The sequence below is a fragment of the Streptomyces sp. NPDC051561 genome, from assembly GCF_044454195.1.
GTDB lineage: Bacteria > Actinomycetota > Actinomycetes > Streptomycetales > Streptomycetaceae > Streptomyces.
Genome location: NZ_JBITDM010000002.1, coordinates 347,529 through 369,193 on the forward strand (window position 1 = coordinate 347,529; position 21,665 = coordinate 369,193).

The following is a 21,665-nucleotide window of genomic DNA, read 5'->3' on the forward strand; positions in this document are numbered from 1 at the left end:
ACCTTGAGCCTAACTCTCCGGCGGGGGTGTGACGTCCGGTGCCCTGGTCGGGGGGCCGGCCGGCGGGGGTGCCTGGGCAGGCTCGCGGCGCACGCGTACGCCGTCGTCCGGCTCCCCGGACAGGATGCGCTCCAGCTCCGGGCGGCCGGGCAGCCGCTGCGGGCGGACGGACTCGCCACTGCGGACGTACAGAAATGTGGCGAGCACCTCTTCGGGGTGCAGTCCGTGCAGCTCGGCCCAGGCCAGCCGGTAGATCGCCAGCTGGAGGGGGTCGGCGGCCCTGGTCCGGCTGGTCTTCCAGTCGACGATCTCGTACGTCCCGGTGGCCTCGTCCCGGTACACGGCGTCGATCCGGCCGCGGATCACCCGGCCCGCGAGGGTGAGGTGGAACGGGGTCTCCGTGCGGTACGGGGTGCGGCGGGCGTACTCGGTCCGCTCGAACGCCTCCTTGAGCGCCGCCAGGTCGCGCTCGTCGGCGATCTCGACGTCGTCCTCGTCCCCGCCGGGCAGCTCCTCGGGCCCGAGCATGGGCAGCGGCAGCTCCTCGAACCGCGACTCCACCCAGGCGTGGAACCGCGTACCCCGCCGGGCGGCGGGCTGTGGCGGCCGGGGCATCGGCCTGGCCAGCTCCTGCGCGAACCCGTCCGGGTCGGCGGCCAGCCGCATCAGCTGAGTGGCCGAGAGCGCGGGCGGCACGGGCACCTCCCGGGTGGTGGCCCTCGCCCGCCGCAACTCACTCGCCAGAGCGTCAAGATCCCGGTCCCACGAGTCAACAGCCCGAGCCTCCTCGGGGGTGAGGGCGCGGGCACCGGGGGCGGCGGCCCGGGCGCCGGAGGGCGCCGTTTCATCGGCATCGGGGGCCGCATCGGAGGGTGCCCCGCCGCGCGCCTCCTCCTGGGCGCCCTGTGGGTCGGCGGGAGCGTCGCCGTGCGCGGCACCGTGCGGCCGGGCGGCGTCGGGTGCGGAGGCGCCCGGGATCAAGGCGTCCGGGGCGGAGGCGTCCGCCGGGTGGGTGGCCGGGGTCCCGTCCGGATCCGGGGTCCCGCCCGGCCACGAGGTCCCGCCCGGCTCCGAGGTCCCGCCCGGCTCCGAGGTCCCGTCCGGCTCCGGGGTTCCGTCCGGCACCGCCCAGCTCTCCGGCGGCTCCGGACGCGCTTGCGGTCGTGCCGTCAGCAGGCTCTCCCACTCCCCCGCCCCGGGGGCCTCGTCCTGGCTCTCCCAGGCCTCCGGGTCCTCGGGTCCCTCGGGGCCCTCCTGCGGAATCCACTCCTCCCAGGCCGCCGGTTCCGGGGCCGCCGCCTCCGCCTCCGGAGGGAGTTCCGGGGTGCCACGCAGGGAGTCCAGGTGAGCCAGCACCTGGTCGGCCGCCCGGCGCCGCCGGGCCAGGGCGGGGCGGTCGAGCGGAAGCGGCCACGGCCGGTCGATGGCGGATTCGGCCAGGGCCGGGTTGCCCTCGTCGGGGGCCGGCTCCTCCGCCCACACCTCGATCTCGCCGTGTCCGGCCACGCAGTGCTCGTACAGCGCGTCGAGGAACTCGGAGGGACCGCGCGGCTTCTTCTGGCTGGGCCCCCACCAGTGGCCCGAGCCGAGCAGCAGATCGCGGGGGCGGGTGAACGCGACGTACCCCAGCCGGAGTTCCTCGGTGTGCTGGTGGTCCTTCATCCGCTCCTTGAAGAGCTTCATGCCCTTGGCGTCCCACGCCTCGACGTCGGGGAGCGTCTGGGCGTCGCCGCGCAGGGCGTGGGGGAGGACCTTGGCCTGGGAGGTCCAGGAGTCGCGGGCCTTGTCGCCGGGGAAGTCGCCCCTGACCAGGCCGGGGACAGCGACCACCCGCCACTCCAGGCCCTTGGACTTGTGCGCGGTGAGGACCTTGACGGTGTTCTCCCCGCCGGGGAGCGCGTTGTCGAGGCCCTTCTCGTACTGGGCGGAGGTGCGCAGGAAGCCGAGGAAGGCGAGCAGGGTGGCCTCGCCGTCGAGGGAGGCGAACCCGGCCGCGATGTCGAGGAAGTTGTTGAGCGTCTCGCGGCGGCGGGCGGCCAGGGCCTGCGGGGAGGCGGAGAGCTCGACCTCCAGGCCGGTGGTGTGCAGGACGCGGTGCAGTACGTCCATGAGCGGGTCGGCCAGCGAGCGGCGCAGCTCGCGCAACTCCCTTGCCAGGCGGGCGAACCGCACCCGCGCCTCGGCCGAGAACGGCAGCCCGTCGTCCGCGTCCCCCACGGATTCCAGGAAGGTGTCCAGGGCGTCGGCCAGCGATATCACCTCGGACGGGTCGACCCCCTCGACCGCCTCGGCCAGCCTGCGGTCGGGGTCCTCGTCGGCGCCGCTCCCCCGGTGCACGAGCAGCCGGGCACGGCGGCCGAGGAGGGCCAGGTCGCGGGGGCCGATCCGCCAGCGGGGGCCGGTGAGCAGACGTACCAGCGACGCGTTCGCACCCGGGTCCTGGAGTACTTCGCAGACCGCGACCAGGTCGGCGACCTCGGGCAGGTGCAGCAGCCCTGACAGGCCGACGACCTCGACCGGGATGTCGCGGGCCACCAGCGCCGCCTGGATCTCGGGGAAGTCGCGCGCACCCCGGCACAGGACCGCGATGTCACCGGGCGCGGTGCCGGTGCGCACCAGGTGGGCGAGGGAGTCGGCGAGCCAGTCGATCTCCTCGGAGTGGGTGGGGAGCAGGGCGCAGCGGACGGTGCCGTCGCGCTCGGCGCCGGGGGCGGGGCGCAGGGCTTCGACGCCTCTGTGCATGGCACGCAGGGGGGTGGCGAGGCCGTTGGCGAGGTCGAGGAGGCGGCCGCCGCTGCGGCGGTTCTCGCTGAGCGAGTAGCGCTCGGCGGGGCGGCCGTCGGCGTGCGGGAAGTGCTCGGGGAAGTCGTCGAGGTTGGCGACGGAGGCGCCGCGCCAGCCGTAGATGGCCTGGCAGGGGTCGCCGACCGCGGTCACCGGGTGACCGGTGCCGCCGCCGAACAGACCGGCCAGGAGCAGGCGTTGGGCCACCGAGGTGTCCTGGTACTCGTCGAGCAGGACGACCCGGAACTCGCCGCGCAGTGCCGCGCTCACCTCGGGCAGGGCGGCGAGCCGTGCGGAGAGCGCGATCTGGTCGCCGAAGTCGAGGAGGTCCCGGCGGCTCTTCTGGTCCTGGTAACGGACGGTCAGGTCGAGGAGTTCCCTGCGGGCGACGGCGGTTTCGGGGACCTTGCGCAGGTCGTCGTTGGACAGCTTGGCGTTTCGCAGGGTGTGCAGGAGTTCCGTGTCGTACGCGCGGAGGGTGTCGGAGGTCACCAGGTGCTCGGCCAGTTCCGAGTCGAGTGCCAGGAGGTCGCTGACCAGGGTGGAGAAAGACCTGGTGAGGGCGGGGTACGGGCCGGGGGCTTCGCGCAGGACCCGGGCGGCGAGCTGGTGGCGGGTGGCGTCGGCGAGGAGCCGGGCGGTGGGCTCCAGGCCGATGCGCAGACCGTGGTCGGTGAGGAGCTGGCCGGCGAAGGCGTGGTAGGTGGAGATGCGGGGCTCGCCCATGGGGTGTTCATGGGGGGCCGGGCTGCCCGGGTCGATGGCGTCGGGGTCGGTGATCCCGGCGTCGATCAGGGCCTTGCGGACGCGGTCGGCGAGCTCGCCGGCGGCCTTGTTGGTGAAGGTGAGGCCGAGGACCTGTTCGGGGGCGACGCGGCCGGTGCCCACCAGCCAGACCACGCGGGCGGCCATCACCGTGGTTTTGCCCGACCCGGCCCCGGCCACGATGACCTGCGGGGCGGTGGGTGCGGTGATGCACGCCAGCTGCTCCGGGGTGAAGGGGATACCGAGGAGCTGTTTGAGCTGCTCGGGGTCGGTGAGGGGGGTGGTCACCTTGAGAAGGGTATCGGGGGGTACTGACAGGGGTTGGTGGTGTGGCTTTGACCTGGGGTTTCTTGGGGGGTGAACGGGACCTGTGGGCGGCCGGGACGGGGAGGGGGACGCGGCCCCGGCCCGGGGGCTACTCCACTACCTGGCGGCCTTCCGGTTGGGCGGTGCAGGAGGCGCGGAAGGCGCAGTGGGTGCACTGGGTTCCTGTGGTGGGGGCGAACCGCTCGTCGAGGACCCGGCCGGCCGCCGTGGCCAGCAGGTCGCCGACCCACTCGCCGGAGAGCGGCTCCTGGGCCTGGATCTTGGGGAGGGCTTCGCCGCCGTCCTTCTTGGCGGCACTCTGGCGGAGCTGGACCAGTTCGGCGCCGCCGGGCTCCGGGCGCCGGCCGCCGAACGCCTCGTCGACCGCCCCCTCCCGTACCGCCAGCTGGTAGACCGCCAGCTGCGGGTGCTGGGCCACTTCGTCGCGGGTCGGCGCCGACTTGCCGGTCTTGAAGTCGACGACGTACGCCCGGCCCCGGGCGTCGGTCTCGACGCGGTCCATGGACCCCCGGATGCGGACCTCGTACGCGCCGCCCGCCTCCAGCGTCACGTCGAAGTCGTGCTCGGTGGCGACGGTGGTGCGTCCGCCCCGGTCCGTCACGTGCCACTGGAGGAAGCGTTCCAGCGCGACCCGCGCGTTCTCCTTCTCCTGGCGGGACTTCCAGGGTGCCTCGAAGGCGAGCGCGTCCCACACCGAGTCCAGGCGTTCCATCAGTACGGCGAGATCCGCGGGCGTACGCCCTGAAGCGACCTCGTCCGCCAGCACGTGCACGACGTTGCCGAAGCCCTGGGCGGCGGTCGACGGCGCGTCCGCCTTGACCTCGCGGCCCAGGAACCACTGGAGGGAGCAGGTGTTGGCGAGTTGGTCGAGTGCGCTGCCGGAGAGGGCGACGGGCCGGTCGCGGTCGCGGAGCGGGACCGCGCTGTGGGTCGGCTCGTTGAGGCCCCACCAGTTGTCGGGGTGGGCGGCGGGCACCATCGCCAGCCCGTTGTCGTCGCTGAGCGCGGCGAGCTTGGCGAGACGGCGGGCGGCGGCGTCGCGCAGGGCGTCGGAGGCGTCGGGGTCGACGGTGGTGGCACGGAGCTCGGCGACGAGTGCGGAGACGGCCAGGGGGCGGCGGGGGCGGCCGGTCACGTCGCGCGGTTCGACCCCCAGCTCGGTGAGGAAGCGTGAGGGCTGGTCGCCGTCGTCCGCGGGGGTCTTCACCGCGGTGACGACGAGCCGTTCGCGGGCGCGGGTGGCGGCGACGTAGAAGAGCCTTCGTTCCTCGGCGAGCAGGGCTCCCGGAGTGAGCGGTTCCGCGAGTCCGTCGCGGCCGATCCGGTCGGCCTCCAGGAGGGAGCCGCGGCGGCGCAGGTCGGGCCAGAGACCTTCCTGTACGCCGGTCACGACGACCAGCCGCCACTCCAGGCCCTTGGAGCGGTGCGCGGTCATCAGGCGTACCGCTTCGGTCCGTACGGTGCGCCGGCCGAGGGTGTCGGCGGCGATGTCCTGGGCGTCCAGCTCCTCCAGGAAGTTGAGCGCACCCCGCCCGCCGGACCGCTCCTCGGCGCGGGCCGCCGTCTCGAAGAGGGCGCACACGGCGTCCAGGTCCCGGTCGGCGTTGCGACCGGCAGGTCCGCCGCGCAGCGCGGAACGCTCCAGCCGGCCCGGCCAGTTGGTGCCGTCCCACAGCTCCCAGAGTGCCTCCTCGGCGGTGCCGCCGCCTTCGAGGAGTTCACGCGCCTTGCGCAGCAGGGTGCCGAGCGTCTGCGCCCCGCGGGCGTACGCGGGGTCGTGCGCGGCGAGCCGCTGGGGCTCGGCGAGTGCCTGTGCGAGCAGTACGTCGGAGGGCGGCGGCACCTGGTTCCCGGCGGCCCGCTCCTCGTCGCGCAGGGCCCGCCCGAGGCGGCGCAGATCGGCGGCGTCCATGCCGCCGAGCGGCGAGGACAGCAGCTCTATGGCGGTCTCGGTGCCGAGCCAGCCGGATACGCGCGCGGTGGACGCTCCACCCTCCGTATCTACCGGCACACCCAACTCGTCAACCACCTCCGCCCCAAGCGCCATTGCGGGCACACCGGACTCGACGGTCTCCGCCCCGAACACCGTCCTGGGTGCCCCCTCCACCGCCGCCCGGGCCACCGCGCGCAGCGCCGTCAGCAGCGGTGTCACCGCGGGCTCGTGGCGCAGCGGGAGGTCGTCGCCGTCGATCTCAAGGGGTACGCCGGCGGAGGTCAGCGCGCGGCGCACCGCGGGAATGGTGCGCCCACCGGCACGTACCAGAACCGCCATCTCGCTCCACGGAACGCCGTCCTCCAGATGCGCCCGGCGCAGGATGTCGGCCACGTTGTCCAGCTCGGCGCCCGCCGTCGGGTAGGTGCGGACGTCGACGTGCCCGCCCTCCCTGACCGCCGCCAGTTCGCGGTGCGCGCGCACCGCCGCGGCGGGCAGCCGGGTCAGCGGCATCCGGCGGGTGAGCAGGCGGGTGGCGGCCAGCAGGGCGTCGCCGGAACGGCGTGAGGTGGTGAGGACTTCGACGCGGGCCGGGCCGCCGTCTATGCGGCGGAAGGCCTGCGGGAAGTCGAGGATGCCGCCGACGTCGGCGCCCCGGAAGGCGTAGATCGACTGGTCGGGGTCGCCGAAGGCCACCAGGGTGCGGCCTGATCCGGCGAGCGCGTGCAGCAGGCGGACCTGGGCGGGGTCGGTGTCCTGGTACTCGTCGACGAAGACCGCGTCGTAGGAGGCGGCGAGGCGGCCGGTGACGGTCTCGCGTTCGGCGAGCAGGACCGCGCGGTGGACCAGTTCGGCGTAGTCGAGGACTCCCTGCATGTCGAGGACGTCGAGGTACTCGGCGAGGAAGGTGGCGGCGGCCTTCCAGTCGGGGCGGCCGATCCGGTGCGCGAAGTCGCGCAGGGCGCCGGGGCCCAGGCCCAGTTCGCGGGTGCGGGCGAGGACGGCGCGGACCTCGTCGGCGAAGCCGCGGGTGGTGAGGCAGGCGCGCAGTTCGTCGGGCCAGCTGACGTGCGCGAGCCCGGCCTTTTCGAGGTCCATCTCGCCGGCCAGCAGCTCGCGCACGGCCACGTCCTGTTCGGGACCCGACAGCAGGCGCAGGGGTTCGCTGAAGAGGTCGCTGTCCTGGTGGGCGCGGACCAGGGCGTAACAGAACGAGTGGAAGGTGGTGGCCTGCGGGGCCTGCCGGTCGCCCAGGCGCAGCGCCATCCGGTCGCGGAGCTCGACGGCGGCCTTGCGGCTGAAGGTGAGGACCAGCAGGCGTTCGGGGCGGGCTCCGGCGGCGATCCGGGCGGCGACGGCCTCGACGAGAGTGGTCGTCTTGCCGGTGCCGGGTCCGGCGAGGACGAGCAGCGGTCCGTGGGGGTGGTCAACCACCGCACGCTGGTGTGCGTCCAGCAGAGGAGGGTCCACCCGTCCCGGAGCGGTACGGACCAGTCGGTACGCGCCCGGGGTCCCCTGCCGCCGCTGCCGGTAGGGCTGGTGCGGCCGCTGCCGGAAGGTCCCTGGGTTGCCCGTGGGGCCCGAGGAGAGGGAGGTGCTCACGTGGATCGCCGGTCCTGGTGGGTGGTGTGCTGGTCGCCTTGCGGCCGTGGAGGGTGACGGTGCGGTGCTGGCTCTGGGGGTTTCGGTGCGCTGCGGACGTACGGAGGTGACGGTGCGGGTAAAGCGGGCGGCTGTGCCGGTACGGGCGCACAGGGCGGCCGTGCGGTACGCGGCCGCTGCGGTGCGCGTGCCGGACGTACCGCGTGCTGTCGACGCTACGCCAGGTGCCGTACTGGACGCAGCGGCTCCGCACTCCCCGCACCTCCCCCGCCCTCCGCGCCCCCTCCCCGCGCCCCCTACTCCGTACGGTCCTCGCACCGCCCCGACCGGCGCGCGATGGCGGAAGCTGGACAGTGTGAGCCGTACCACCCGCCACGCACCGGCAGCCGCCTCAGGGCCGGCGGCCGCCCTCCGAGCCGTCGCCGTTCGAGCCGTCGCCGTGCGTGCCGTCGCCGTGCGTGCCGTCGCCGTGCGTGCCGTCGCCTCCCAAGCCGCCGCCGGGACCGGCCGCGCCGTCGTCCGGGCCGCCCCCGCCGTCCCACCTGGCCCGCCGCATGTCGAGGCGCGGCAGGTGGCCCTCGGTGCCGCGTCCGGCGGTGCGCAGCGGGGTGCCCTCGGCCCGGTACTGCTCCATGGCCCGCAGCTCGTGGCCCGGCAGCAGATGGCCGTTGGAGCGGACCACCCGCCACCACGGCACCGCGCCCCCGTACAGCGCCAGCACCCGGCCGACCTGACGCGGACCGCCGCCTGCCTCCCCCTCGTCCCGGAGCCACTCCGCCACGTCCCCGTACGTCATGACCCGGCCCGGCGGTATCCGCTCCGCGACGGCCAGCACCCGCTCCGCGTACTCGGAAAGCAGCTCGCTCGCCGCAGGTTCGTCGCTCATCCGGCCCATCCTGCACCACACCACCGACAATGGTCCGCGCGCTGTACGAACACGTACGGTGAGCGGCGCGATGGCCCGCGTAGCACCCTGGGAGCCTCGCGCGCCGGCGGGTCGTGCCACCATCGTGCGGGCGGTGACTGGTGATCCGAGAGAACGAAGAGACCACGACGAAGGAGCAGGACGTGCAGCCTCGACCGGCGGCAGGCGCTCCTGACGCCGTCCCACACCCTGATCCGGACGCCCCCGCGACCGACCGGCAGGCCTCGGACGAGCCCGTTACCGGCGCCACCCAGGTGGTCCTGGACAAGCACGGCGGCTCCTCGGACCTGTCGGAGGAGGGGCATGTGGAGCGGGTCTCCGGGGACGAGCCGCTGCTCGCCGCCCGGGTGCACCGACCCGCCGACCTGGTCCGGCTCCTCTCGGGTCTGCTCGCCATCGCCTGTGTGATCGCGCTGGCGGCGTTCGCCCACGGCACCGCCTCCGGCCTGGAGCAGGACATCCTGGACGGGACCAAGCAGACTCCGGTCGTCTTCGTCCGGCTGGCGGGTCTGATCTCCAGCATCGCCGTACTGATCCTCCCGGTCGGCTTCGCCATCGAGCGGCTGATCAAGCGGGACGGACTGCGGATCGCCGACGGCGTGCTGGCCGCCGTCCTCGCCCACGGTGTCGCGCTGGCCACCGACCTCTGGGTCTCCGGGCCCGCCCCGGAGGCCATCCGGGAGGCCCTCACCCGGGTCGCCGCCGACGACAGCGGGCAGCTCACCGACCCGGTGCACGGCTATCTGGCGCCGGTGATCGCGTACATGACGGCGGTCGGCATGGCCCGTAGGCCGCGCTGGCGGGTCGCCCTGTGGGCGGTGCTGCTGCTCAACGCCTTCGCGGTACTGGTCGGGGGCCAGACCACTCCGCTGTCGATCATCGTGACCGTCCTGATCGGATGGACGGTCGCCTACGCGACGCTCTACGCGGTCGGCTCCCCCAACGTCCGCCCCACCGGCCAGACCCTCCTCGCGGGGCTGCGCCACGTCGGTTTCCACCCGCTGACGGCGATGCGCGCCGACGATTCCCAGGAGTCCTCCGAGCAGGGCGACCGGGGACGGCGCTACATCGTCACCCTGGAGGACGGCCCTCCACTCGACATCACGGTCGTCGACCGCGAGCAGCAGGCGCACGGCTTCTTCTACCGGGTCTGGCGCCGGCTCACCCTGCGCAGCATCAGCCAGCGCCGCTCCATCCAGTCGTTGCGCCAGGCCCTGGAACAGGAGGCGCTGCTCGCGTACGCCGCCATCGCAGCCGGTGCCAACGCCCCCAAGTTGATCGCCACCTCCGAGCTCGGCCCGGACGCCGTGATGCTGGTGTACGAACACCTGGGCGGCCACACCCTGGACTCGCTGCCCGACGAGGAGATCACCGACGAACTGCTGCGGGACGCCTGGCGGCAGGTCGAGGCACTCCAGTCGCGGCGGATCGCGCACCGCAGACTGGCCGGCGACGCGATTCTGGTGGATCGTTCCGGCACGGTGATACTTACCGATCTGCGCGGCGGTGAGATCGCCGCCGGTGATGTGGTGCTGCGGATGGACGTGGCCCAGTTGTTGACGACGCTGGGGCTGCGGGTGGGCGCCGAGCGCGCGGTGTCGGCGGCCGTCGACGTACTGGGCCCCGACACCGTCGCCGACAGCCTTCCGCTGCTCCAGCCGATCGCGCTGAGCCGCACCACCCGGGCCACCCTGCGCAAGCTGGGCCGCGAGCGGGCGCAGCGCGAGCGCGAGGCGGTCATCGAGGCGTCCGAGGCGGCCAAGGAGGCCAGGGCGCGCGAGAAGGGCGACGCCGCGAACGCACCGGGGCGCAAGGCCGTGCGCGCCGAGAAGAAGGCCGAGAAGGAGGCCATCGACGAGGCGCTGGAGGAGGCCAGGGAGGAGGACCTGCTGACGCAGATCCGCCATCAGGTGCTGCTGATCCGCCCCCAGGCACCGGTCGAGGCGGTCCGGCTGGAGCGCGTCAAGCCGCGCACGCTGATCAGCATGCTGGCGGGCGCCTTCGCCATGTACGTCCTGGTCTCCACCCTCCTGAAGACTCCGATGACCAGCGCCTTCGCGTCGATGAACTGGGCCTGGGTGGCGTTGGCGGCACTGTTCTCGGTGCTCAGCTATGTGGCGGCGGCGATGAGCCTGCTGGGTTTCGTGCCGGAGAAGGTGTCCTTCTGGCAGACCGTCAAGGCGCAGGTGGCCGGGTCGTTCGTGAAGCTGGTGGCACCGGCCGCCATCGGCGGTGTGGCGCTCAACACCCGCTTCCTGCAACGGGCCGGGGTGCGTCCCGGGCTCGCCGTGGCGAGTGTCGGCGCGTCCCAGCTGTTCGGGCTGGCCAGCCACATCGGACTGCTGATGATCTTCGGTTATGTGACCGGGACCGAGCAGACCTCCTGGGAGAACCCGTCCCGGACGGTGATCGCGGGACTGCTGACGGCGGCGGTACTGGCGATGATCGTCACCGCGGTGCCGTTCCTGCGGAAGTTCATCGTCACCCGGCTGCGTTCGCTGTTCGCCGGTGTGGTCCCCCGCATGCTCGACGTGCTCCAGCGGCCGAAGAAGCTGGCCACCGGCATCGGCGGCATGGTGCTGCTGACGATCGTGTTCGTCATGTGTCTGGACGCGTCGATCCGGGCCTTCGGGGGCGACCAGGTCGACAACCTCAGCTACGCCACCGTCGCCGTGGTGTTCCTGACGGCCAATGCGGCCGGTTCGGCGGTACCGACGCCGGGCGGCATCGGAGCGGTCGAGTTCGCACTGGTCACCGCGCTGTCGGTCGCTCAGGTGCCGCCGGACGTCGCCACTCCCGCGGTGCTGCTGTTCCGGCTGCTGACGTTCTATCTGCCGGTGCTGCCCGGCTGGCTCTGCTTCAACTCACTGACCCGCAAGGGCGCGCTGTAGGGACTCCCGTACGGTGGCGGGCTCCAGCTGCCGCACTCCACCGGGCACCCGCTTGGACCCCGGCGCGCGCGGTCCAGGTGCGGACGGCGCACGATGGAGTGCATGCCTACCCCTTCCGCACTGCGCGCCCCGGCGCTGGCTGTCTCCGCCGCCGTACTGCTGTCCCTGTCGGGTTGCTCCGACGGAGGCGACGGCAATGGCAACGGCGAGAGTGACAAGAAGCAGGACTTCGCCACCCAGAAACTGAACTGGGACGACTGCCCGGCGCCGAGCCCCGCCCAGGGCGCCGGAGGGGCGCCCACGCCGCTGCCGGACGGCACCGCTTGGCAGTGCGCCACCATGCAGGTGCCGCGTGACTACGCGAAACCGGACGGCGAGCGCGTCGAACTGGCGCTGATCCGGGCGGCGGCCGCCAACAAGGACAAGCGGATCGGCTCACTGATCTTCAACTTCGGCGGACCGGGCGGCTCCGGGGTGACCACCCTGCCGAGCGCGGCCAAGGACTACGCCGAGCTGCGTGCGCGGTACGACCTGGTGAGCTTCGACCCGCGCGGAGTGGGCCGCAGCGCCGCGGTCGAGTGCCTGGACGCCAAGGCCCTGGACGCGTACTACGCCGAGGACATGACCCCCGACGACGCCGCCGAGGAGAAGGCTTACGGCGAAAGCCTCAAGAAGTACTCCGCCGCCTGCGAGAAGAACTCCGGGGCGGTGCTGCCGTACGTCGGCACGGTCAACGCGGCCAAGGACCTCGACCTGATGCGCCAGGTCCTCGGCGACGACAAGCTCAGCTACTTCGGCATCTCGTACGGCACCGAACTCGGCGGCGTCTACGCCCATCTGTTCCCGCAGAAGGTCGGCAGGGCCGTCTTCGACGCGGTGGTGGACCCCACCCAGACCTCCGAGCAGGGGTCGCTGGGGCAGGCCAAGGGCTTCCAGCTGGCCCTGAACAACTTCGCCGAGGACTGTGTGGCGCGCGGGGACGCCTGCAAGCTGGAGGGCAGTACGCCCAAGGAGATCGAGGCCTGGATCGTCGCGCTGCTGGAACGCCTGGACAAGAAGCCGATCCCGGGCGGCGACGGCCGCGAACTGACCCAGAGCCAGGCCACCAACGGCATCGTCCAGACGCTCTACTCCAAGGAGTTCTGGCCCTATCTGGAGCAGGGCCTGGACGAGGCGGACGGCGGCGACGGCTCCCTGCTCCTGGTCCTGGCCGACTCCATGGCCGGCCGCAACCAGGACGGCACCTACAGCAACATCGGGGCGGCCAACGCGGCGATCAACTGCGTGGACTCCAAGGAGCGCGACGACCTCGCGTACGCCAAGTCGAAGGTCCCCGAGTTCCGTCAGGCGTCCCCCGTCTTCGGCGGCTTCCTGGCCTGGGGTCTGTCCGGCTGCTCGACCTGGCCGGTGGCCGGCGAGTGGGACACCCCGGACGTGAGCGCCCCGGGTGCGGCGCCGATCGTGGTCATCGGCAACACCGGTGACCCGGCGACGCCTTACGAGGGTGCGCGGAAGATGGCGCAGCAGCTGGGCAAGGGCGTCGGCGTCGAGCTGACCTACCGGGGCGAGGGTCACGGTGCGTACAACGGCGGAAGTAAGTGTGTGAAGACGGCAGTTGACTCCTATCTCCTGGAGGGAAAGGTTCCGGCGGCCGGAAAGGTCTGCGAGTAGCGACTTTCCGTCACCCGTTCCGTCACTGTCAGTGGTCGCCTCTAAAGTATGGGTACTTGCTTTCGATCTCGGGGCAGGTGCGGGGAGACGACTGACGGGGGGCCGGTCATGGGTCGGCGCGGGGCGGGTTTCGCAAGGTCAAGTGCGCTGGCGGTGGCGGCGGTTCTGGCCGTCGCCATCGCCGGGTGCAGTCCGGGACCGGGTACGGACGCGGGCCCGGCCTCCCCGTCGGCAGGGGCCGGCGGCGGGCGGACCGCCACCGGACCACCGCCCGCCCCGGACCGCGAGTCCTCCCTGCCCGCCGCGCTCACCGGCCAGAAGCTCGCCTGGAAGGACTGCGCGGCCCCGGTCAAGGCGAACGGCAGCGACGCGCGGGCACCGGGCGGCGAGTGGAGCTGCGCCACCGCCAAGGTCCCCCTGGACTATGCGAAACCGGCGGGCGAGACGCTCGGCATCGCGCTGATCCGGACCCGCTCGACCGGTGGGGCCGAGCAACGGATCGGCTCGCTTCTGTTCAACTTCGGCGGCCCCGGTGGCTCCGGAGTGGCCTCGCTGCCCGCCATGAGCGATCTGTTCGGCAAGCTGCGCGGACGGTACGACCTGGTGGGCTTTGATCCGCGCGGGGTCGCGGAGAGCTCCGAGGTGGTCTGCCGGGACGACCGGGCGACGGAGGCCTCGCTCGCCCTGGACTCCACCCCGGACACCCCGGCCGAGGAAGAGGCGTACTTCGACGACGCCAAGGCCTTCGGCGCGGGCTGCGCGCGGCGCTCCGGCAAGGTCCTCCCGCACGTCGGCACCACCAACGCCGCCCGCGACCTGGACGTGCTCCGCCAGGCCCTCGGCGACGAGAAGCTGCACTACTTCGGCTTCTCGTACGGCACCGAACTGGGCGGTGTCTACGCCCACCTGTTCCCGAGGAAGGTCGGCCGCCTCACCCTGGACGCGGTCGTCGACCCCTCCACCGGCCTCGTCGGCCACTCCCGCAACCAGGCCCTCGGCTTCCAGCGGGCCCTGGACAACTACTTCCGCAGCGGGGGTACGCCGCCCGCAACAGGCACCGCACGCGTGGTGCGACTCCTGGACCGGCTCGACCGTGCGCCGCTGCCCACCGGCAGCTCGGGCGACGGACGCGAGCTCACCCAGAGCCTCGCCCTCACCGGCATCATCGCCCCGCTCTACAGCCGTGCGAGCTGGCCCGCCCTCACCCGGGCACTGGCGGCGGCGGAGGCGGGCGACGGCGGCCCGCTGCTACGGCTGGCCGACTCGTACAACGACCGTGACGGGCAGGGGCACTACAGCACCGCGCACCACTCGCAGCGGGCCATCTCCTGCGCGGACACCAGGGGCCGGGTGACCGCCGACCAGGTCCGCGCGCGCCATCTGGCGGACTTCCGGAAGGTCTCCCCCGCCTTCGGCCCCTATCTGGCCTGGGACCTGGCGGGCTGGTGCGCCTCCTGGCCGGTGCCGGGCGCCCATGACACACCGGAGGTGTCGGCCCCGGGGGCGGCGCCGATCCTGGTCGTCGGGGGCACGGGAGACCCGGCGACACCGTTCGAGGGGTCGCTGAAGATGGCGGAGGAACTGGGCAAGGGGGTCGGTGTGCACCTGACGTACAAGGGCGAGGGGCACGGGGCCTACCCCTCGGGCAACGCCTGCGTCGCACGGGTCGTGGACGGGTACTTCCTGGACGGGAAAATACCGGCGCCGGGCACCGTCTGTTCCTAGCGCCCGGCCTGTTCCCAGCGCCCGACGCGCGCGAAGGGGCTGGGCGGCCGCACCGGCCACCCAGCCCCTCGGCGTAACGGAAGGAGGTCCAGAAAAGGGTCTAGTAGACCGGCTTCTCCGGTTCGATCTGGTGGACCCAGCCGATCACGCCGCCGCCGACATGCACCGCGTCGGAGAAGCCCGCCGACTTCAGGACCGCCAGGACCTCCGCACTGCGGACGCCCGTCTTGCAGTGCAGGACGATCTTCTTGTCCTGCGGCAGGTTCTCCAGGGCGGTGCCCATCAGGAACTCACCCTTGGGGATCAGCTTGGCGCCCGGGATCGAGACGATCTCGTACTCGTTCGGCTCGCGGACGTCGATGATCTCGATCTTCTCGTCGGCGTCGATCCACTCCTTGAGCTGCTTGGGAGTGATCGTGGAACCGGCCGCCGCCTCCTGGGCCTCCTCGGAGACGACGCCGCAGAAGGCCTCGTAGTCGATGAGCTCGGTGACGGTCGGGTTCTCGCCGCAGACCGCGCAGTCGGGGTCCTTGCGGACCTTGACCTGGCGGTACTGCATCTCCAGAGCGTCGTAGATCATCAGCCGACCGACCAGCGAGTCGCCCACGCCGGTCAGGACCTTGATGGCCTCGGTGACCTGGATCGAGCCGATCGACGCGCAGAGCACGCCGAGCACGCCGCCCTCGGCGCAGCTGGGAACCATGCCCGGCGGCGGCGGCTCCGGGTAGAGGCAGCGGTAGCAGGGGCCGTGCTCGGACCAGAAGACCGAGGCCTGGCCGTCGAAGCGGTAGATCGAGCCCCAGACGTACGGCTTGTTCAGCAGCACGCACGCGTCGTTGACGAGGTAGCGCGTGGCGAAGTTGTCGGTGCCGTCGACGATCAGGTCGTACTGGGAGAAGATCTCCATCACGTTCTCGGCCTCAAGCCGCTCTTCGTGAAGGACCACGTTCACATAAGGGTTGATACCGAGGACCGAGTCCTTGGCGGACTCGGCCTTCGAGCGGCCGATGTCGGCCTGGCTGTGGATGATCTGGCGCTGCAGATTCGATTCGTCGACCTCGTCGAACTCGACGATGCCGAGCGTGCCGACTCCGGCGGCAGCCAGGTACATCAGAGCGGGAGACCCGAGACCGCCGGCGCCCACGGCGAGCACCTTGGCGTTCTTCAGGCGCTTCTGCCCGTCCATCCCGACGTCCGGGATGATCAGGTGGCGGGAGTACCGACGGACCTCGTCGACGGTGAGCTCGGCAGCCGGCTCGACCAGGGGTGGCAGCGACACGAAAACTCCAGGGTCATCCCCGCTCGTGCGGGGGCGTTCAAGAGGTTGGTATTTCCCGTAACACTGCCACGCCCCTTCTCATTCCGAGACACCCGGTCCGATACGCGAGACGATTTCGTCCCAGTAGCCGGGCAACCCCTCCCAGGGGCTCCCCACCTGGTCACCCGCCCTGTCCCGGTCGGTCCGGTCGGTGAACCAGATCGTTCCGGCGCCCTGCCAGCGGGCGATCCGCAGCGCTTCCTCCAGATGGGTGCGCGGTACCCCGTGCACCAGGTGGCAGAAGCGGGAGGCCGGGTACGAGGCCGTCCAGGGCGCCGCCTGGGACCACCGGTAGTCGGTCCAGGGCCCGGAGAAGGTCACCAACTGGTCGGCCGTCTCGGCGAATCCGGCGAACGGATGGGTGCCGTGCCCGAGCACCAGGCGGCCCCCGTCGAGGGCGTCCGTCCCGTGGAGCACGGTCCGCAGCGTCTCGGTGAGCCGCCGGGTCGCGGGCAGCTCCTCGCGCTCGCCGGGACAGCGGTCCAGATAGAACCCGTCGACCCGGTACCAGTCAAGGAAGTTCCGGGCGTCCGAGATCAGCTCCCCGAACTCCCGCGCCCCGTACGTCATATCGAGATGCCCGAGCACCCTGAGCCCCGCGTTCCGCAGCCGCCCCACCGCTTCCAGGCAGTGCGGGTCGGGCCGGGCACCGGGGCCCTCGGCGACATTGAGAACGGTCCAGTGCAGTGGGGCGGAGTGCCCGGCCCCGGCTGCGTACAGCCGGGAAAACCGGAGCAATTCAGCCCATTCCACCGGCGCGAGCAGCGGGTGTGCATAGCCCGGGACGCCGATCCCGAGCCGGTCCGCCCCTATGGCGGGGCGGACGGCGCCGGAGGTGGTCAGATGCGGCACGCCGCCTCCATCCAGATGTCCGCGAGGGATTCCTCCAGGTTGATCCGGGGCCGCCAGCCGAGCCGGTCGCGGGCGGTGCGCACATCGGCCTGCTGCCAGGAGCCGCAGCCGTCCGGGTAGGGGTACGGGGCCGCGCCGAGGTGCTCGGTGAGGGCGTCCGAGGGGCGGGGGGCACCGATGGTGGGCACCCCACCGTTGCGGACGGCGGCGCTGGCGGCGGCGGAGTTGGAGTAGCCGCCCGGGGCGTCGAGTTCGTGGAGTGCGCCGCCGTATCCGGCGACCCGGGCGAGGACGGCGGCGGCGTCGCGCAGCCGGACCGCGCGTCCGGTGCCGATGTTGACGACGCCCTGCGCCGCGGACAACGAGGCGGCGTGCACGGCGCGGGCCACGTCCCGTACGTCCACGAAGTCGCGCTGCACGGCGAGCCCGCTGAGCTTCAGCTCACCGTCGCCGGACTGCATCGCCCGGCGCATCGCCTCCGCGAGCCGGCCGAGCGGGGATCCGGCAGGGGTGCCGGGCCCGACCGGTGAGAACACCCTGAGGACGACCGCGTCCAGGCCGGAGCCCAGGACCAGTTCGGTGGCGGCCAGCTTGCTGACGCCGTAGGGGCCACCGGGCCGGGGCACCGCGTCCTCGGCCGTGGAGGAGCCAGGCTGCGAGGGCCCGTACTCGGCGGCACAGCCGAGCTGGACCAGCCGGGCCCCGCAGCCGCTGCGGCGCAGTGCCTCGCAGACGGTGGCGACGGCGACGGTGTTGTGCCGGGTGAGGTCGCGGGCGCCGCCCCGGGTGGCCCCGGCGCAGTTGACGACAACTCCGGGGTGCACGGCGTCCAGGAAGCGGGTGAGTGCTCCGGGGCTGCCGGTGGCGAGGTCGAACCGTACGTCCGCGTCGTCGCCGCGCCCGAGGGCGGTGAGCTGGACGGCGGGGTCGGCGAGGAGGCGGTCCGCGACGAAGCGGCCGAGGTATCCGTTGGCGCCGAGCAGCAGAACCCTCATCGTGCGTCCCCTCGGTGCCGACGGACGCGCACGGGCTGCACGGAAAGAGGGGGTGGGGGGGTCATGTGACGTTCTCCTTGAGGGTGTTGTGCGGGTGCGGCTGTGGCTGCGGGTGTCGCTGCGGGTGGGGTCGGTGGTGGGCAGGAAGGGGCTGGGGTGGTGCAACCGGTTGCCGCGGCGTCGGCTTCGCGGCAACCGGAGTTCGGGTCAGGACGGAAGGACGGGGTCCCGAGGGGTCCTGGGTCCTGAGGGGCCCTGGGGGGCCTGGGGGGCCGGAAGGCAGGAGTCCGGGCTTTTCACGGCACGGGGACCGCCGGTCGGTCACGGCGCGGGTCCGCTTCGGTCAGTCGCGCCGCTCCGCGTGCGCGGAGGCCCGGGAGAGGGCGACCGCCGCATGGCCGAGCAGTCCCAGTGCGGCGGCTCCGCAGGCCAGGGCGGGTACGGCTCCCGCACCCCACTCCCGCACGACGGCCCGCACCGGTTCGGCCAGCGCGTCGCACCCGGGCAGCCGGGACGCCAGCAGGCAGCCGAGCACCGTGACTTCGGCGGCGCACGCGAAGGTGAGTCCCGTGGAGCCCGCGTCGGGCAGCCCGTGCACGGCGAGCAGTCTGGCGAGGAAGAGCAGCGCTCCCACCGCGAGCGCGGAGAGCGCGAAGCTCCCGCCGAAGCCGAGCCGGGCCGCCGCGTACAGCAGCACCGTCAGCGCCACCGCGTAGAGCCCGAACACCCCGAACAGCAGCGGCCGTACGGCGGCCCCGAAGTCCTCGGTGCCCCGGCTGACGCTGAGTCTGCGGTGCGCTTGTACGGTCAGCAGCCGCGCGCACCAGGCGGCGGGGGCCAGCGCCGCGGCCAGCCCGACCAGCACCGCCGGCGCGGGTGCCCAGAGCGGGCCCTCGCCGAGCAGGCGGGTCACCACGCCGTCGCCGAGCACCGCGTAGAGGAGCAGCCAGCCGGTGCGCGTCCAGGGTGCGTATCCGTCGGCGCGCAGTGGTCCGTGCCGCAGGCATAGCAGGAGGGCGGCGGCGGTGGCGAGCGCGCCGAGGGCGATGACGGCGATCCGCAGGCCGTCCGCCGCTTGCTCCGCGCCGAGCACGGTGAGGGCGCACAGGGCACCCGGCAGCATCGCGTACGCCGCCCAGGCGGTGGGAAGTGCGCCGTCGTGCGCGGGGTTGGCGGGGGCGTGCGCCGGTACGTCGTCCTCGTCCGCTCGCGGGACGCGTGCGAACAGTTCCTCGGCGAGCGAGAAGACGTCCCGGTGGCGGAAGCGGGCCGCGGTGCGATCGGTGACTCCGTGCGCTTCGAGTCCGGCGGCGATCTCCAGTGGGTCGACGGCCCGTTCGCAGAGTTCGCGGTGGCGGTGCATGAGCACCCGGACCGGATCGGCGGGGCCGGCCCTGCGCGCACCGGGGCTGGGGGATGCTTCAACCCTGGTGCTGGATACGGCTGTTGAGGTCCTCCCGGAGAGGTCGGTGCCGTGGGCCGGGGTCGTCGGATCCGCGGTCTGCGTGGTCATGGGCGTACCTCCCGTACGGGATCGGTGGTGTCGGACGGGGTGGGGCGGGTGGTGCTGCCGGATCGGGTCTGCGGCACGGGCGTGGGCAGGCCGGACATCCGCGCGTCGAAGGCGGAGAGCTGTTCGCCCAGGTCGGCGACGCGCCACTCCAGGCCGGTCATCCGCACGCCCAGGCCCGACATCTGCTCGTCGAGGCCGGTCATCCGGGTGTCCACGCCGGCCATCCGCTCCTCCGGATCCGAAGGGTGCTCCGGAAGCGGGAGTTCGGGCTCCGGGCCGACCACCACGGCGAGGGTGCCGATGACCTCGGCCCGTCCGCTCTCCTGGTGGGCCTGCTTCTGGTGGGCCTGCTTCTGGTGGGCGCGTTCCTGGTGTGCGTACGCCGCCAGGTCCGGAACCCTCCGCTCGACGGCGGGCAGGGCAACAGTCCCGTCCCTACCGAAGGCCGCCTCGGACGGGTGACCGGCACCGTGACCGGCCCGGTGACCGGCCCCCACCGAAACCCCCGCCCAGGCCCCCGGCACATATGCCTCTGCGGCCAGCTCGAACGGCAGCGGGTCTCCGTCGACCGCCTCGCGCCGCACGGGGGTATGCGAAACCAGCTCCAGGTAAATGCTGCGAAATGCCGCGAGATTCTGCTCGACGGTGAAGAGTTCGAGCGCCCGCGCACGCCCCGCGGCACCCAGGCGCGCTCTGCGCTCCGGGTCGCGCAGCAGCGCGAGGCAGGCGTCGGCGAGCGCACGCGGGTTGCGCGGCGGTACCACCAGGCCCGTACCGCCGATGACTTCGACGACCGCGCCCACATCGGTGGACACCGTGGCCCGCCCGCAGAACATCGCCTCGACCAGACCGATCGGGAAGCCCTCGACCACACTGGAGAGCACGACCACCGAGCCCGCCGCGTACGCGTCCGCCAGCCCCGGCGCCTCGGGTCCGCCGATCTCCTCGAAGGAGACCGGGCTCTCCCCCGCCTCGTACGCGCCGCGCGCCTCGTCGGGGAAAAGGTGGGAGGCCAGCGCCCGGCAGTGCGCGAGGTAGGCGCGGCCGGTGCCGTCGTCCTCGGCGAGGGGGGCGGCGATGATCCGCAGCCGGGCGTCCGGTTCGGCCTTGCGCACTTCGCCGAACGCGTGCAGCAGCGCGACCAGGTCCTTGGCGGGCTCCACCCGTCCGACCCAGACCAGCGTGCCGTCCGCGCCCGCCCCGTCCGACTCGCCGACCTCGGCGAACCTGGCCGCCTCCATACCCGGGTACACGGTGCGCAGCTTGGCCCGGTCGGCGCCGCAGCGCTCCTGCCAGCGGCGGGCGTGGGCGTTGCCCGGGGTGATCACGGCGGCCTGGGCGTACACCTCGGCGGCGAGCAGCCCGTGGAAGGCGGCGAGCAGCGTCCGTACGGGAGCGCTCAAGTCGGCTTCCTGGGCGGCCAGATAGTGCGCCCTCAGCTGCACGCCGTACTCGGTGACCAGCAGGGGCACGCCGAAGAACCGCTTGGCCAGCAGTCCGGGCAGCGCGGCGGCGCCCCCGGAGGCGGCGTGGCACAGGTCGACGTCCCCGAGGCCGCCCTCCCCCGCGTCGTACCAGTCCAGCGAGAGCGGGCGCAGGGTGCGTTCCAGGAGGTCGGCGAAGACCAGGTAGTCGGAGACCTTCGCGGTCTGTACGACCCGGGGTGCGCCGGGCGCGCGGCAGGCGCTCTCCAGGGCGCGCACGGTGCGCTCGGAGCGCAGGACGGTGTGCAACCCGCCTTTTTCGCGGGCGAGTTCGGCCAGCCCGTAGAGGCCGGTGCAGAAACGCTCCGCCGCCGTCCTGGCCCGGGTCGCCCCGGCACCGGTCCCGGCGTCTGCCCCCGTACCGGCCCCGGCCCCGGCGCGGTCACCCTCACTGCCGCAGACGGCGCCGATCAGCTCCCCGAAGTGCGCGTCGAAACGGCGTCGTTCGCGCCGCCCGTACCCGCGCCCCCCGCACCGCCCGTCCAGCCGCCCGTAGGCCGTCCTGAACTCGGCTTCCGAGGAGGACAGCGACGCGGTCCGCACCCGCTCAACCTGGGCCGGCAGTTCCAGCCACCCCTGCTCCTCCTGGTCGGCACTGCGGCTCAGGGCGTAGATGTCGAACTCGTGCCGCGCGAGCCCGCGCACAAGCCGGTCGCACCAGAACCTGGATTCACCGGTCGCATACGGGTAACCACCCTCCGTAAGCAGTCCGATCCGCACGTGTCCACCCCCGATCTCCCTTGTGGGCAGCCGCCGTTGAACCGGCGACTCGCAGCGGGACCGACCGTATGCGGACATGCCGGTGGTGCGACGGACGGTTGTCCATCGCACCACCGGAAGGGGTGAACAGTCGTAACTTTCGCGCGCGTTCCGCGTTCCG

General features: G+C 72.9%; 10 protein-coding genes and 1 pseudogene. 3 read left to right on the plus strand and 8 right to left on the minus strand.

Annotated elements, in window-relative coordinates; all coding sequences use genetic code 11:
- Positions 1 to 9 precede the first annotated feature (9 nt).
- The 3 genes from ACIA73_RS05920 to ACIA73_RS05930 form a co-directional block, all read right to left on the minus strand.
- Complete coding sequence (locus ACIA73_RS05920) at positions 10 to 3,837, minus strand: UvrD-helicase domain-containing protein (RefSeq protein ID WP_399437048.1); 3,828 nt, start codon at positions 3,835 to 3,837, stop codon at positions 10 to 12.
- A gap of 127 nt (positions 3,838 to 3,964) precedes the next feature.
- Positions 3,965 to 7,303 carry an ATP-dependent helicase gene (locus ACIA73_RS05925; protein ID WP_399437465.1) on the minus strand — a complete coding sequence of 1,113 codons (3,339 nt, stop codon included), beginning with the start codon at positions 7,301 to 7,303 and terminating at the stop codon, positions 3,965 to 3,967.
- Between the two features lie 499 nt (positions 7,304 to 7,802).
- Complete coding sequence (locus tag ACIA73_RS05930) at positions 7,803 to 8,297, minus strand: MGMT family protein (protein ID WP_399437049.1); 495 nt, start codon at positions 8,295 to 8,297, stop codon at positions 7,803 to 7,805.
- A 182-nt stretch (positions 8,298 to 8,479) separates the two neighbouring features.
- On the opposite strand from ACIA73_RS05930, the gene ACIA73_RS05935 reads away from it, so the two are divergent.
- The 3 genes from ACIA73_RS05935 to ACIA73_RS05945 all read left to right on the plus strand — a co-directional run bounded on the left by ACIA73_RS05935 (position 8,480) and on the right by ACIA73_RS05945 (position 14,623).
- Positions 8,480 to 11,227, plus strand: a complete 2,748-nt coding sequence (locus ACIA73_RS05935; protein WP_399437050.1) for a lysylphosphatidylglycerol synthase domain-containing protein — start codon at positions 8,480 to 8,482, stop codon at positions 11,225 to 11,227.
- Between the two features lie 102 nt (positions 11,228 to 11,329).
- Positions 11,330 to 12,898 carry an alpha/beta hydrolase gene (locus ACIA73_RS05940; RefSeq protein ID WP_399437051.1) on the plus strand — a complete coding sequence of 523 codons (1,569 nt, stop codon included), beginning with the start codon at positions 11,330 to 11,332 and terminating at the stop codon, positions 12,896 to 12,898.
- Positions 12,899 to 13,006: 108 nt separating this feature from the next.
- On the plus strand, positions 13,007 to 14,623 hold the full coding sequence (locus tag ACIA73_RS05945) for an alpha/beta fold hydrolase (RefSeq protein ID WP_399437052.1): 1,617 nt from the start codon (positions 13,007 to 13,009) through the stop codon (positions 14,621 to 14,623).
- 100 nt (positions 14,624 to 14,723) lie between these two features.
- Here ACIA73_RS05945 and moeZ read toward each other — a convergent pair whose 3' ends face one another.
- The 5 genes and pseudogenes from moeZ to ACIA73_RS05970 form a co-directional block, all read right to left on the minus strand.
- On the minus strand, positions 14,724 to 15,902 hold the full coding sequence (gene moeZ, locus ACIA73_RS05950) for an adenylyltransferase/sulfurtransferase MoeZ (RefSeq protein WP_399437053.1): 1,179 nt from the start codon (positions 15,900 to 15,902) through the stop codon (positions 14,724 to 14,726).
- A gap of 78 nt (positions 15,903 to 15,980) precedes the next feature.
- Positions 15,981 to 16,793: a spherulation-specific family 4 protein gene (locus ACIA73_RS05955; RefSeq protein ID WP_399437054.1), complete on the minus strand. Its 813-nt coding sequence runs from the start codon at positions 16,791 to 16,793 to the stop codon at positions 15,981 to 15,983.
- On the minus strand, positions 16,781 to 17,788 hold the full coding sequence (locus tag ACIA73_RS05960; RefSeq protein ID WP_399437055.1) for an NAD-dependent epimerase/dehydratase family protein: 1,008 nt from the start codon (positions 17,786 to 17,788) through the stop codon (positions 16,781 to 16,783). The genes ACIA73_RS05955 and ACIA73_RS05960 overlap by 13 nt, the downstream gene beginning before the upstream one ends.
- A gap of 343 nt (positions 17,789 to 18,131) precedes the next feature.
- Complete coding sequence (locus ACIA73_RS05965) at positions 18,132 to 19,301, minus strand: hypothetical protein (protein ID WP_399437056.1); 1,170 nt, start codon at positions 19,299 to 19,301, stop codon at positions 18,132 to 18,134.
- Between the two features lie 404 nt (positions 19,302 to 19,705).
- Positions 19,706 to 21,505 (minus strand): annotated as a pseudogene (locus ACIA73_RS05970) (DUF3492 domain-containing protein); the annotation flags it as partial.
- Positions 21,506 to 21,665: the final 160 nt, after the last annotated feature.

What these genes read in the sequence shown, in the direction of transcription:
- ACIA73_RS05945 (WP_399437052.1), top strand. Translation starts at nt 13,007, where the DNA reads ATGGGTCGGCGCGGGGCGGGTTTCGCAAGGTCAAGTGCGCTGGCGGTG.
- ACIA73_RS05960 (WP_399437055.1), bottom strand. Translation starts at nt 17,788, where the DNA reads ATGAGGGTTCTGCTGCTCGGCGCCAACGGATACCTCGGCCGCTTCGTC.
- ACIA73_RS05940 (WP_399437051.1), top strand. Translation starts at nt 11,330, where the DNA reads ATGCCTACCCCTTCCGCACTGCGCGCCCCGGCGCTGGCTGTCTCCGCC.
- ACIA73_RS05965 (WP_399437056.1), bottom strand. Translation starts at nt 19,301, where the DNA reads ATGACCACGCAGACCGCGGATCCGACGACCCCGGCCCACGGCACCGAC.
- ACIA73_RS05930 (WP_399437049.1), bottom strand. Translation starts at nt 8,297, where the DNA reads ATGAGCGACGAACCTGCGGCGAGCGAGCTGCTTTCCGAGTACGCGGAG.